At 45.3% G+C, this 13,182-nt stretch carries 10 protein-coding genes; 6 read left to right on the top strand and 4 right to left on the bottom strand.

Annotation, left to right across the window (positions count from 1 at the left end; all coding sequences use genetic code 11):
* Positions 1–26 precede the first annotated feature (26 nt).
* Positions 27–1,259 carry a site-specific integrase gene (locus E7747_RS03055; protein ID WP_136414031.1) on the bottom strand — a complete coding sequence of 411 codons (1,233 nt, stop codon included), beginning with the start codon at positions 1,257–1,259 and terminating at the stop codon, positions 27–29.
* A gap of 770 nt (positions 1,260–2,029) precedes the next feature.
* On the opposite strand from E7747_RS03055, the gene E7747_RS03050 reads away from it, so the two are divergent.
* The 6 genes from E7747_RS03050 to E7747_RS03025 all read left to right on the top strand — a co-directional run bounded on the left by E7747_RS03050 (position 2,030) and on the right by E7747_RS03025 (position 10,700).
* On the top strand, positions 2,030–3,379 hold the full coding sequence (locus tag E7747_RS03050; RefSeq protein ID WP_136414029.1) for a site-specific integrase: 1,350 nt from the start codon (positions 2,030–2,032) through the stop codon (positions 3,377–3,379).
* A gap of 37 nt (positions 3,380–3,416) precedes the next feature.
* Complete coding sequence (locus E7747_RS03045) at positions 3,417–4,583, top strand: PDDEXK nuclease domain-containing protein (protein WP_136414027.1); 1,167 nt, start codon at positions 3,417–3,419, stop codon at positions 4,581–4,583.
* A gap of 238 nt (positions 4,584–4,821) precedes the next feature.
* The gene (locus tag E7747_RS03040) at positions 4,822–6,048 is read left to right on the top strand and encodes a transposase (RefSeq protein ID WP_136414025.1); all 1,227 of its coding nucleotides are present in this window, start codon (positions 4,822–4,824) and stop codon (positions 6,046–6,048) included.
* A 365-nt stretch (positions 6,049–6,413) separates the two neighbouring features.
* A complete protein-coding gene (locus tag E7747_RS03035; RefSeq protein ID WP_136414023.1) occupies positions 6,414–8,105 on the top strand; it encodes a helix-turn-helix transcriptional regulator in 1,692 nt (563 codons plus the stop codon).
* A gap of 156 nt (positions 8,106–8,261) precedes the next feature.
* A complete protein-coding gene (locus E7747_RS03030) occupies positions 8,262–10,277 on the top strand; it encodes an outer membrane beta-barrel family protein (RefSeq protein WP_136414021.1) in 2,016 nt (671 codons plus the stop codon).
* A gap of 51 nt (positions 10,278–10,328) precedes the next feature.
* Positions 10,329–10,700, top strand: coding sequence for a hypothetical protein (locus E7747_RS03025; protein WP_136414020.1), 372 nt, complete (start codon positions 10,329–10,331; stop codon positions 10,698–10,700).
* An 81-nt stretch (positions 10,701–10,781) separates the two neighbouring features.
* Here E7747_RS03025 and E7747_RS03020 read toward each other — a convergent pair whose 3' ends face one another.
* From E7747_RS03020 to E7747_RS03010, 3 genes are read right to left on the bottom strand one after another with little or no spacing between them, the layout of a single operon-like run.
* Positions 10,782–11,699, bottom strand: coding sequence for a hypothetical protein (locus tag E7747_RS03020; protein ID WP_136414018.1), 918 nt, complete (start codon positions 11,697–11,699; stop codon positions 10,782–10,784).
* A 2-nt stretch (positions 11,700–11,701) separates the two neighbouring features.
* On the bottom strand, positions 11,702–12,658 hold the full coding sequence (locus E7747_RS03015) for a relaxase/mobilization nuclease domain-containing protein (RefSeq protein ID WP_136414016.1): 957 nt from the start codon (positions 12,656–12,658) through the stop codon (positions 11,702–11,704).
* Positions 12,639–13,025 (bottom strand): plasmid mobilization protein, encoded by a 387-nt coding sequence (locus E7747_RS03010; RefSeq protein WP_136414014.1) that lies wholly within the window; start codon positions 13,023–13,025, stop codon positions 12,639–12,641. The genes E7747_RS03015 and E7747_RS03010 overlap by 20 nt, the downstream gene beginning before the upstream one ends.
* Positions 13,026–13,182: the final 157 nt, after the last annotated feature.

The following is a 13,182-nucleotide window of genomic DNA, read 5'->3' as shown; positions in this document are numbered from 1 at the left end:
TTTATTTCATTCAGTGACAGTCGAATTTATACCACCTGCACATTGTTGAATTTGCTGCGCATGGTTGCCATACCATCATACACAGCTTGATCCTGCATCTTGGCGTAAATTTGCGTTGTCTTTATATCACTGTGTCCGAGCATCTTGGATATTACCTCGATGGACACGTTGTTGCAAAGCGACATAGAGGCGAATGTATGGCGCGCCACATGGGTTGTCAGATGCTTTTTGATTTTTGCCAAATCTGCAATCTCTTTCAGATAGGCGTTCATCTTCTGGTTGGTAATCACCGGCATGACTACTCCCGTAGCCTTCACAACAGGATGATCCGAATACTTTTTGATGAGCTGGCGGGGTATGTCAAGCATCGGGATTATACACATTTCTCCTGTCTTGGCACGGGCCTTGCGTATCCAAGTATTGCCTTTGTCATCGTCTTGTATGTCGTCAATGGTGAGTGATTTCATGTCGCAAAAGGCAAGTCCGGAGAAGCAGCAGAACACGAAGGTGTCACGCACTACTTCCAGTCGTGGCAACTCCTTCAGGTCAAGATCCATTATGGTCTTTATTTCAGCCTCGGTCAAGAACTGACGCTCACTGTATGTACGCTGGTATTTCTTGCCGATAAACGGGTCGTGGTCTATCCACTTGTGGGCGAGAGCGTACTGCAACACGTTTTTGACGCAGCGGAGATAGCGCACGGCAGCGTTGTTGGCGCAGGATTTCTTCATGCGAAGGAAATGCTCGAAGTCGTCAAGCATCCCCGATGTAACCTCCTTTATCGGAATGTCGTCGGTCTTGTAGTGAAGTTTGAAGAAGTCTTCCAGATAGGCAACGCAACGAGTCCAGCGCTGATAGGTGGGCTTCACGATGTCACCACGGTCAAGTTCCTCCTTGCGTTTCTCGTTTGCCTCGCGGAACACCTCGCACATCATCTTGGGCTTCTCCATAGTTCCCATGTAATGCGCTTTAAGGACAGCCGGATTTACCAGCTTGTTCTCACGGATGAGCATGTTGTGAATTTCGCAGAAACGGGCGCGCACCATCTCAAGAAATTTGTTCAGCTCCTTGTCGCGGCGCGATGTGCCATCGCTCTGGTTGCGTTTCTGGTTCCAGTGTTTGGGGTTCACTGAACGACCGATTGTAAACTCCGTCATCTGGCCTCCGACCGAGATACGGGCGTAGAGCGGATATTCGCTCTTTTCTGTCTTTGGCTTCCTTGCGTAGAAAGTCAGAGTAAAATAAGAATCTGGTGTCATTTCTCTGTGGGTTTAATGGTTATATAAATATAATCATTTTCGCCGACATCACCAAACGAGAAAGAACATCAAATATCACGGATATGACTGATTGGACGGCTCACGCCTGTATTTCACCAAAACCGTGAGTCCAGCTCACGGTGCAAAATGGTGCAAAATGGTGCAAATCGCAGAAATCGGCTTCAAACAGCGTTTTGAGCGGGGAATTATGGTTAAAGAATATTTTAAGAGTTAAATAGTGTTTAGAAGCTCTGAAAATTGCGACCCCAACCGGGTCAAAGGTTCGTTCCCATACTCAAAACCCCACTTTGTGAGGCGTGATAACGGCTTAACTTTCGGTGTTTCAGCCGACTCACTGATGATTTCTGCCAACCGTGAGTCGAATTACTCACAAACGTGAGTACTCACTAATGACTCACTCACCACCTCTGTATTCTGCGCCATTCTGAAATTTTGGCAAAAAGAAAAAGCACTGAAAATCAAGTGATTTCAGTGCTTTGCGGCATTTTGCCATTTTTGATTGTGACCCCGGAGAGAACAATAAATATGAATGAGGATGAATGGAGTTGAATATCTATCCTAAGTAACAAGTAGCTATAATCGCCTATATTACAGCGTTATATCTGTATTAGTATTGTGCCTTGTGCGAGTAATTAAGATTTAATGAGTAACACGCAGATTTAACTTTGGTGGACAAAATGTGGACAAAAACTTGATGTGATGGACAACAATGTTTATCTTTGCGACGTTCTTAATCTAAACTACTTCTTATGGCTACAATCACGAGAAACATATCTACAAAGGTTAACACTTCGGGCGAGGCTGAGATTCTGCTTCGGCTGACTGTTTCGCGCTCATTGCGTCTGCGGCTGAAAAGCGGCATCTATATGAATCCAAAACGCTTCAAAGATGGCGCGATTATTATGCCGAGAGCCAATCAGAAAGAGGCGAAGGCTCTTAATGAGATAGAAAAACGTCTGACTACGCTGGAGCAACTTATCGTATCAGCCTGTATAGATAATCCACCGGAGAGTCTGTCGCAGGATTTTTTCCGCGATTTGATAGACCATTTCAACCACCCTGAAAAATATGAGGTGAAAAAAGTTGAACTGACGTTCTTCGGGCTGTTTAATGAATATCTTGAAAAACATCCTCTTTCCACTGCGAGAGCGAACCATTATAGAGTCCTTGCGCGGGCATTGAGTCGTTTTGAGATGTACATTCAGAAAACAGCAAACCGCAACTATAAGATGACTCTCGACAATTTCACAACCGATTGGATTGAGAAATTTGGAGATTTTCTGAAAGCAGAGCCGGAGTTGTTCGATAAATATCCGGAAATATATGCCGAGGTTCCGGCAGTAGTCCGCACTCAACGTAAGCCTAAACGACCCAAACCCAAAGGAGCGAATACCATCTGCTGCACATTCAAGCGGTTCCGTGCTTTCTATAACTGGTGCATTGAGAGAGGGTATACGCAAAACAATCCTTTTGCGAAATTCAAAGGAATCGGCACTGAAAAATATGGTCGGCCATATTATATATCTGTTGCCGAGGTGGAGAAGATTGCCGATTTTGACCTCTCGGAAAATCCGGCTTTGGCAGTCCAGCGCGACATATTTGTCTTTCAGTGTCTTATCGGGTGTCGTGTTTCCGACCTTATGCGTATGACAGACAATAGTGTAATTGACGGAGCTGTTGAGTATATCCCTGACAAAACGAAAGGAGAGCGCCCTGAGGTGCTTCGTGTGCCACTAAATAATCGTGCGAAAGAAATCTTATCCAGATATGCTGACCACAAGAAAGGGAACATGCTTCTGCCCTTCATCAGCCCTCAAAAATACAACGATGCCATCAAGAAAATTTTTACCCGATGCGGTATCACCCGTATTGTGACCGTATTGAATCCTACTACCGGCAATGAAGAGAAGCGGGCTATCAACGAGATTGCAAGCAGCCACCTCGCGCGACGTACCTTTATCGGCAACATCTACAAGGAAGTCAAAGACCCCAATCTTGTCGGAGCTTTATCAGGCCACAAAGAGGGCAGCAAGGCTTTTGCCCGTTATCGCGACATTGACGAGGAAATGAAACAAGATCTTGTTAACATTCTCGGATAATAGCCCTGATTCCCAATAAAATTCGTAACTTTGCAAAATGCAATCCGAGCTGAATAAATACTACAATATCAACGCTGATGACGCTCAATTCATCAGCGATATAAAGGCGATAGTATATACCGCCAAACAAAAGGCATATCAGGCCGCTGACCTCTTTCAAGTCGCGGCTAACTGGCTTGTTGGAAAAAGAATTGTCGAACAGGAGCAGCATGGTCGGGAGCGCGCTGAATATGGTAAACGAATCATAGAGCTTGCATCAGAGGCGTTGACGGCAGAATATGGCAAAGGTTATTCAGCTACCACCCTCCGTAATTATAGGAAGTTCTACCTTTCTTTCAGAGGATTACAAATTCAGCAACCACTGCTTGCTGAATTTAAGAACTGCTTTTTGAATCAGCAACCATTGCTTGCTGAATCTCCGACAACCATATCAGGCAAGGAGTGTGTCTATCCCATGCCTAATAACCTTTCATGGATGCATTATGAGCGTCTTATGCGTGTTAAAAACGAGGATGAGCGAGATTGGTATCTGAGAGAAGCATCTACCGAAAATTGGAGCTACCGTACCCTTGACCGCAACATCGGCTCTCAATATTATCATCGTCTGCTTCAGACACCGGAATCAAAACGTGGTGAAGTCGTTGATGAGATGCAACGGCTTACCGCAGATTATCAGAAAGACCGGCATAAATTTCTGCGGAATCCGGTTGTGGCAGAGTTCTTGGGCTTTTCGCAAGATGCGGCGTATTCGGAAACTAATCTTGAATCCGCGATTATCGACCACCTGCAAAAATTCATCCTTGAACTTGGCAAAGGATATGCCTTTGTTGCCCGTCAGCAGAGAATAAAAACCGACATAGGCGAATATTATATAGACCTCGTATTCTACAACTATATCCTTAAATGTTTCCTGCTAATAGACTTAAAGACATCGAGAATTACGCATGAGGACATCGGGCAGATGGATATGTATATCCGAATGTACGATGAGTTGAAATGTTCGGAAGGTGATAATCCTACAATCGGCTTACTCCTTTGCTCGGAAACGAGTAAGGATTTGGCACGGTATTCAATCCTCAAAGACAGCAAGCAACTCTATGCAGCCAAATATCTGACATACCTCCCGACAAGGGAAGAATTAACCGCAGAAATTGAGCGCCAGAAAGAGATATTTGCCCTGCAAACGGGCAAGAATCAAGATTAAGCCCTTGCATTTTCTGAATTATCCGCATTTTGAGATGAAAACATCTTTATCAAGGTGATGGCCGCAGATAGAAACAATCAACCAGTCTGAGAACATATCACATGGACAGAGAAGAACTTAGAAAGTTATATAACAATGATTCGGTAAAAATAACCGAAGTAGTTGAAACTTAAGTTAATATGTCGAATTGTCAAATACAAATGAATCGCCAAAGCGTTCATTATAAAACACTTATACCATGAACGTATTGGCGATTCTCAAAGACTTCACCTTTCGGTGTAAGTCGGTATTTGAAAATACTACAACCAAGATGAGCAAAAGGTTCCTCAACTGGCTGATTTTAACAATACGCACTGTAGCGTTGATTCCGGGCAAAGTCAATTTTACCCGGCTGTCGCGCTATGGCGGTCATACAGCCAAGACCTTTGCCTCCAATTTCAAGACAGCCGTAGACTGGATGAAAGTCAACATAGGTATGGCGCAGGATTGTTTTGGGCCGGCCGATGACATGGCAGTGGCAATCGATCCGTCGTTCATTTCAAAAGCAGGCAGACTGACGTATGGCATAGGCCGTTTCTGGTCCGGGGTGGCACAACGTGTCAAACGCGGTCTGGAGATAATGGCGATCGGGGCAATAAGTCTGAGTAAACATACATGCGTGATGCTCGGTGCTGTCCAGTCACCGAACTTCAGGACTCTTGAATCTGAGAAACAAATGTCAATGCTTGACTGGTATGTGGCACTTGTCAGGTCAAAGGCGACAGAGCTGCTCTCACTGACGGATATTCTGGTTGCCGATGCCTTTTTCTCCAAATATGAGTTTGTAAATGAAGTGATTGGCATGGGATTCCGATTTGTCGGGAGATTACGTGCCAACTCATATCTGAGGTATCTGGCCATGCCGGATTCCTCCGCCCCGCGAAGACGCGGCAGAAAGAAAAAGTATGGAGAGAAAGTGGATTTCTCCAACCTTGATATGTCCGTGTTCACTTCATTCATATATGAGGATTCCAAAGGAAACAAAACCCGATGTCACACGGCAGTCGTACATTCGAGGGCATTGAAACGCGACATCCGTATCGTGGTCTGTCCGGTTGAAAACGCAGAGCCTCTTCTTTACTTCTCTACCGACACCTATATGAGGCCTGAAAAGATCATCGGTTTCTACCGCACCCGCTTTCATATTGAGTTCGGCATACGCGATGCCAAGCAGTTTACCGGACTTCAGTCACAGCAGACCCGCGACAGGGAGCGGCTTGACTTTGCGTTCAATCTTTCCTTCACAGCCCTCAATGTCTGCAAAGAAGTCATAAGGAAGGATTATCCGGATCTTTCGGTAGCGCAGTTCAAACGGCTTATGTTTGAATCTTATCTCGCCTCAACAATTATTTCGACTTGCGGAAAATCTCCGCATCTCAAAATAATTAAGAAAATAAATCATCGGTTGGCTCAGTTAGCGGCTTAGCCAAGGCTGAACAACCTCAAATTTTACCGAATCATTGTATAATACTCCTGCGAATTTAAGATTAAAGCGCATCGCTCTTTGCGTTATTGGGGTGGCTATTGCCATGATGATTAGTATGATATTCCTGTTGGATAAGGTATCTTGGCAATTATTGTACTTTATGCGAGGATGTGCAGGTATCTTGGCAATTGTGTTTGTCATTATTGTGGCTGTTCTTGTTTATCGTGTGAATTGCGCATATATTTCAAAAGAATATTTCAAAAGAAAGGGACAGAAAAAGATAAGCAGGCACGGTTAGCCGTTTTGTTGCCGATTTTTTGTAATTTTGTATCTTAAAACGGCTGTGTAATAGGCTGTCACTGAATATGAATACAAAGAAACTTCTACATAGATACCCATTACTGCTGATACTTGTTGCGTTTATCGTGGCAAGCTTGGCGATGTCGTGTGGTCGCAATACAGAGATAGAATGTCGGTTGTCCAAGGCGGAGGCTATTATTAAGCAGCACCCGGACTCAGCCTATATGATTCTGAAAGGTGTTGACTATGAGGCTCTTTCGACAAGGGAGCAGAAGGCTCGTTATGCTCTGATACATGCCAAAGCCAATATGTATATGGGGTATTCGTTGGTTACCGATACAATTATCCCGGTTGCTGTCAATTTTTATAAAGATAACGGTGATACTACAGCATATATAGAATCAGTTGTAGCTCAGGCACATCATTTACGGTCGATAGAACTTAAGGACGAGGCTTTCTCTCTTATTGATTCAGTGGCAGCCAGTATGCCAGATAATATTCAAAAGAATCTCAATCAGGAACTTCTTGGATTTACGTTTGCGGACAAAGATTATTCCCGGTCTTTGGAATTAATAGAGCGGCAAATACGGCTTGCTGACGACAACAAGAAGCGGTTTAACTTTGAAATCAAGAAGATAACGCCGCTCGTAGCACTCGACAGGAGCTCTGATGCCGTTGCGCTGTGCGATTCGCTATTTGATTTGCCGGAAGCTCCGGAAACGGGGACGGCAGAATGGCTTTATTTGCGCGTGAACTATGCTACCGCTCTTGGCGAACGGAGAGAGACCTCAACAAAGGCGGTAGAGATTCTAAAAGATGCCATTGAGCGCATGAAAGGCGCGCCTGCTGAAAAACTTGCCGAGTTCTATGTGCCGATGATAAACCTTCAGCTAAACTCGGGCAATTTAACGGAAGCAACTGAATATGCCGATATGATTGACCGTATGAATGTCGATCTCTTCCGCAACGATCCGGTTGCCGCTACATATCTTGAATTTCTAAAAATAGTTCTGAACTATGAACATAGCGGAGCACTCTCGCTGAGCCGTCTTTCCAACACCGCCAATTCTTTGAGGCGCGTAAGCAATGACCTTGAGACAAAAAGACAAGAGCGTGATGACGCGCTTGAAACCTCTTATGACCTCAGTCGTCGCAACTATGAACTTACCATTGAACGACAAAGAATGTGGCTGTTTATCGTGGCCTTTATGTTCGTGGCTCTAGTTCTTATCGGTGTAATTTATCTGATTGCACATAGAAGAAGACAACGGCTTATAGAGGCAGAAGAAAGAATAGATGCGTTGGAACAACTTTCAAAAGCAGCGGCTGTTTCATCCACCGACGACAAAAAGGCACTACTGAAAAAGACACTTTTGCAGCAGATAGGTATAATCAAGACTTTTGCCGAATCTCCTACAATTCAAAATCAGGAGGCATTAAGAAAAATCTGCAATGTCGGCAATTCTGAATCCATATCCGACGCCTTGGTTAACTGGCAAGAGCTATATCCTGTGATAGACGAATTGTATGATTGCTTCCATACAAAACTACTCAATGACTATCCGGGGGTATTCTCCGAAAGAGAAATACAGATCCTATGCCTGTTGCGTGCCGACTTCTCGACAAAAGAAATCGGTGTCTTGATTCAGCAGACTTCAAACTCGGTATATGTCAGCAAAACCTCAATCAGAAAGAAGTTGAATCTACCGCCAAAAGATGATTTCATAACCTTTTTGACGGCTTCAATTCGACCTTAAGACCCAATTTGGCCGATTTAAGATTTTTACAAACTATTTCCATTGAATGTCAATATATTACGTTACGGGATTAAGATGATTTTGTTGATATTTAAGTAGTCTTGGACGCTGTTTTCACACTAACTTTGCAGTGTGAAAATTCAAAATCCAAGCGATATGAAAAAGTTAATTTTAATCTTCGCGACAGCCATTGTCTGGCTGTCAGCATACGCTCAAAGGGAGCGACAGCTTCAAGAGGTGACTGTGGTTGCCTCGCGCACTACAAACAACGCCGAAGGCTACACTACTAATCTTCGGGGTATGGATATCGCAAAGGGGAAGCCCGCTGTCGATGTACTGGGATTCCTTCCAAACATATCCCGTGAGAACGGCAACTTCAAAATCAACGGCCTCGCCGCAAGTGAGATTTATGTTGACGGCGTGAAGCTCTCAGACCTTTCGGAACTGAACAATATTCCGGGTGAGATGATAGACAAAGTTCAGGTCAAATATCTTGCCGGAGCGGACCAGAACGCCTCGCTCAGCGGAGGTACAATAATGATCACGCTCCGCCGTCCTCCGGAGGGTGGTTATTATGGCAGTATCTCTGCAAATGCCGACTGGTACAGAAGCTGTGGGTTCGGAAACGAAGGAATCAGTGGCATGATAAACTACCGATATAAGGGGTTAAGCGTGTATGACAACCTTTATGCCGGGGCAACCAAGGTTAAGGACAATTCAGAACAGACAATGACGGGTGACAACCTTCATACATTTCTCACAGAGTCATCCAAATCTCACAGCTTCGATTTCAGAAACCGTCTTAGCCTAACGCAGCAGTTCAACTCAGGTGCTCAACTCGGAGGCAGCTATCTGGTATCTTTGTATCGTCCGCATCCTTCATCTGTATCAGACAATGAGAGTCTGACTTCATCAGTCAGCAGTCGCAAAAATATTGTACTACAGGAAGGGACTCTTCGGTTTTCACAACCGCTTTCCTCTCGTGGCTCTCAGATGGAACTAACAGCCGACTACCTGAACCGTCATAGCCGCAACAACAGCAGCTATTTCCTTGATTCGGAAAAGACTGCCGCCTTAGATGAAACCGACAATCTCAATCTATGGAAATTCAAAGCTGATTTCAGCTATCCCCACAGCCGTACACTCATATGGAAATTCGGTGCTTCCGCACAATTCATATCCTCGGACTACACGCCGACCGATATTGTTGAAAACGATCGTTTTGAGACAAGCGATATTCCGACCAAGACTTCCGGATTCACTCCCATAGTCTATGCCTCGGCACAAGGAAGAGTTTGGAAATTCAAATACAGTGCAGGTGTCAACTGGCAGCTCAACCGTATTTCCTACGAAGACTGTTCAGTAGGCAACAAAAGTACAAATACCCAATGGTCGATAAATCCGACAGTACAGGTCATGATGCCTTTCGGCTCGAAAATGAATCATGCTCTCATGCTCAGTTATAAGCGGACTCTCAGTGATATACCATACACAGCTATTTCATCGGTAATCAACTGGAGCGACACTTACAATTATACCGTGGGCAATCCTGATTTGAAAGCACAATCAGCCGACATAGTAATGGCCGGATTATCTCTGCTCCGAAATAAAATTAATCTGACTGCCCTTTACGCCTATTCTCACGACCGGATATATTGGCAAACATTCCAGAGCAAGGAGACTCCCGATGTATTTTATGCCAAGCCGGTGAATATAAACGGTCAAGGTGTCTGGGGCTTCGGTGCGGAATGGATGGAAGCACCAACTAAATGGTGGCGTTTCAAACTTTCCGGGAGAATTGAAATCACTCCCGAGAACACAACGCTTGACGGAATACATTATAACAAGACCCGCTTCAAGGAATATTTCTATTTCAACAATAATTTCCGATTCGGTCACGGCTGGGGCGGTATGCTAAACGTCAACTTCGAGCCAACCTATCGCACTCTCGACCGCACATACCATGCTGTTTACAATGTGAACGGGCAGATTTACAAGACATTTCTTGGCGATAATCTTCAAGTAGCATTGGACTTTACCCCATTAGGCAACCGTCGCAAACTCGACCGACAAGCCGGAGCGAACAAGGTGTCATATAAGTACACCACCCCGTACAGTATGTCGGATTCTCGCTTACATGGAACTTCTCCGGAGGTAAGAAGGTGGATGTAAACGTAGTGGATGGTATTCAGGATTATCACGAAACGAAAGACAACAGATGATATGAAAGCAAAACTTCTAACAATATTAGCAATCATAGCGGTAAGCCTCTTCTCCTGCAGGCACACAGAATCGGATTACGAAACTGAACAGGCTGAATTTCAGAAAGAGCAAATGGAATTAGCCGAGGAACAGGCAGGACTGGAAGCAGAGCAAGAAGAACTTCGCCAAGAGTATGCCGAAATGAAAGAAGAATATCTCCGCGAAAAGGCTGAATTTCAGAAAGAGAAAAAGGCACTTCGCAAAAGCGTAAAGAAAGAACATCCTGCAAAATCATTCAAGCGAGATACTACTATACACCAACTGACAGATGCCGAAATATCAGAACTCACTGATAAAGTTAAATCGGCAGGTCTATGGCCAACCGATAAGTAAAAACAGCTTAATCATACATAGACAAAGACAGGCAGCCCCGGCAGTGATTGTCGGGGTTGCCTGTCTTCGAGTTATCACGAATTATTCATATCCATCTGGTAATGGAGGCTTGGCATCTTCGGGGATATGGGGGTTTGCCCGCACTCTCTTGATAGCTTCTATTTCACCCGGAGTCAGGCGGGAACGTTTCTCATGAGGCAATGGCTTCGGCTTTGATTCAGCCTTTGGCTTTGATTGCTCTGTTTCCTCGGATTTGGGTGACTCCGGCGGTTCCGGTTTCCAGTCATCGACAGGACGGAAGTAGAGGAACTGCGGGGAGTTGCGCTCCATGTTGAAGATTTTGGTCTTCATGCCTTCACGTTCTTCTTTCTTCCCATCGAGCATACGGCGTTCAAAGTCCTGATATTCCTCGGTGTCTGTCCTCCCTATGCGGCTCCAGCGGTAGAGCCATTCCACTCGTTTGAGGTGCTCAATCTCGTTGTCTTGATGGAGGAACATGACACCGAATGCGATGAAAACGACCACGTTTATTACGAACCCGATTTTGAACGCATTTAGTTTGTTGCGCAACGCGATTTCGTTATCAGAGCTGTTCTGCCGGTTCTCAATTCTTTTGAGAATAGCATTGTTCTCTACGGCTTTTTTATCGGTATTCTGGATTTCATCCTTGACAGCCTTTCGGATAGCCTTGTCATACTCCACTTTTTCAAGTGCGTCCAATGCACTGACAGTCACCGTTACCGACTGCGGTATCGGGTGTTCTCCGGCATTGCATTTGCGGGTAATCTCAGTCACGGCTTTCTCTATGTCGGACTTTCGGGCAATATCGTCCGGAAGCACAACCTTGACCTCTGACGGCATCGCCTGTGTTTGTGTCGGAGGGGTTGCCTTCGCCTTGGTTTCGAGGGTCTCGATGCGAGTGGTGTGGTTGGTTACTGTCTTTTGCAGGTCGTCAATCTGCTCACCTTGTTTCTTGACGTCATCATATAACTTTGACATATTCAGATTCTTCTTGATTTGCGTTTACGTTTGGCTTCTTCTTTCTTGATGGCGTTTTGAAACGCCTGTTCCTCCGGGTCGAAGCCGGGGCCGAGAGAGAACAGATTTCCGATTGCCCCGACGGTGGCTTCAATCACATCTTCCACAAGGGAGGACTTTTGCGTCGGGATATATTCGACGGTTACTTTCGGGTTCTGCTGGATAGAGTCTGATTGCTCAAATCCTTGTCTGCGGTTAAACTCAAAGAGGTTGTTCAGGCGGCGATATGTGAAAGCACGGTCGATTTTAGACCCGTTGACCGTTATGTCTCCGTCCGTAAATTTCACGCCGATGTGTTTGCCGGTGTTGTGATCGTCATGAAATTTTACCTCAATTCCGGCACAGGCGAGGCGGCGCGAGAACTCATCCCACGACTTACAGCCATAAATCGCCTGACTTATCCGCTCCTTGAATACCGGAATTTTGTCCTCGTATTTCTGTTTCAGCGGCGAGTATGTGAGTCCGTATTTGTCCTTGATAGCCTTTACAACACGGTCGCTGCGCCTGAAATTATTGCGCTCGTCGACTGCCTTGCCTGACATATTTACACGGTTATAGACGATATGGAAATGCGGATGTCCGGTTTCCAGATGGCGCACGATAAGATATTGTGTGTCCTTGATACCCATACCTTCCATATACTCTTTCGCGAGCTGAGCCATAAATTCATCGGTCATACGAGGCGCGTCAGCGTTGTCAAAACTGATGGAAATATGTCCTGCCGGATTCTCTTTACCGGGCATAAATCCATGTATCGCTTCAAACGACTGAACCATTTTCGCATAGTCGGTAGTGAAAATATTTTCGTTTCCGATGATGCGCCATGTGTCGTGTGTGTACTCTTTCGGGTCGTGGAACTGGCGCGTCACATACCCCACAACATCGTGAAACGTGCCGCTTTTAAGTATTCTTGCAAACATAATCAGTCTCTTTATTGGGCCTTAATTTTTTGAGAATGTCAAACATCTTATCGACGACGGCGACTAATTTATTGGCCGCACTGCGGAGTTTGAGCTGATGAAAACATGTCATTGCCTGATTGAAATCGGAACTGAGATTTAGTATTCCTCTAGCAATTTCCTGTTCAATCCCGCTCAGGCGACTGACAATCGTGAGCCGGAACGCACCGTGGCGTACATACTCCGCCATCTTTACTCCGGCGGCTTTTGACCGCTCCAGAAGGTCGGAGTATTCGGCATCGTTCAGTTTGATTGTCACCACATGGGTGCGCTTCTCATCGGTCGGTTTAGAGGGACGACCGCCCTTCCTGACAGTTGGTTTACTCATAGTAGACATTGTTGTGGTTTATGTGGATTGGGGAGGCAAAGAGCGGCTTATGCTGCGCAGTTTTGGGAGTCGTTTTCGGAGAAAAAGAAATCCCGAAACATATCCTTGCCTTCCCAATTCACTACGTTCATCGGGAAGCTGCCCCACGGTGTACCGG

This window comes from Duncaniella dubosii, from assembly GCF_004803915.1.
Classification (GTDB): domain Bacteria; phylum Bacteroidota; class Bacteroidia; order Bacteroidales; family Muribaculaceae; genus Duncaniella; species Duncaniella dubosii.
The sequence above is the reverse complement of the archived record's forward strand: the minus strand, read 5'-3'. Positions and strand labels throughout refer to the sequence as shown.

Excerpts from the sequence above, each read along its gene's own strand:
- E7747_RS03045 (WP_136414027.1), top strand. The coding sequence starts at position 3,417 with ATGCAATCCGAGCTGAATAAATACTACAATATCAACGCTGATGACGCT.
- E7747_RS03035 (WP_136414023.1), top strand. The coding sequence starts at position 6,414 with ATGAATACAAAGAAACTTCTACATAGATACCCATTACTGCTGATACTT.
- E7747_RS03050 (WP_136414029.1), top strand. The coding sequence starts at position 2,030 with ATGGCTACAATCACGAGAAACATATCTACAAAGGTTAACACTTCGGGC.
- E7747_RS03040 (WP_136414025.1), top strand. The coding sequence starts at position 4,822 with ATGAACGTATTGGCGATTCTCAAAGACTTCACCTTTCGGTGTAAGTCG.
- E7747_RS03020 (WP_136414018.1), bottom strand. The coding sequence starts at position 11,699 with ATGTCAAAGTTATATGATGACGTCAAGAAACAAGGTGAGCAGATTGAC.
- E7747_RS03030 (WP_136414021.1), top strand. The coding sequence starts at position 8,262 with ATGAAAAAGTTAATTTTAATCTTCGCGACAGCCATTGTCTGGCTGTCA.
- E7747_RS03055 (WP_136414031.1), bottom strand. The coding sequence starts at position 1,259 with ATGACACCAGATTCTTATTTTACTCTGACTTTCTACGCAAGGAAGCCA.
- E7747_RS03025 (WP_136414020.1), top strand. The coding sequence starts at position 10,329 with ATGAAAGCAAAACTTCTAACAATATTAGCAATCATAGCGGTAAGCCTC.
- E7747_RS03010 (WP_136414014.1), bottom strand. The coding sequence starts at position 13,025 with ATGAGTAAACCAACTGTCAGGAAGGGCGGTCGTCCCTCTAAACCGACC.
- E7747_RS03015 (WP_136414016.1), bottom strand. The coding sequence starts at position 12,658 with ATGTTTGCAAGAATACTTAAAAGCGGCACGTTTCACGATGTTGTGGGG.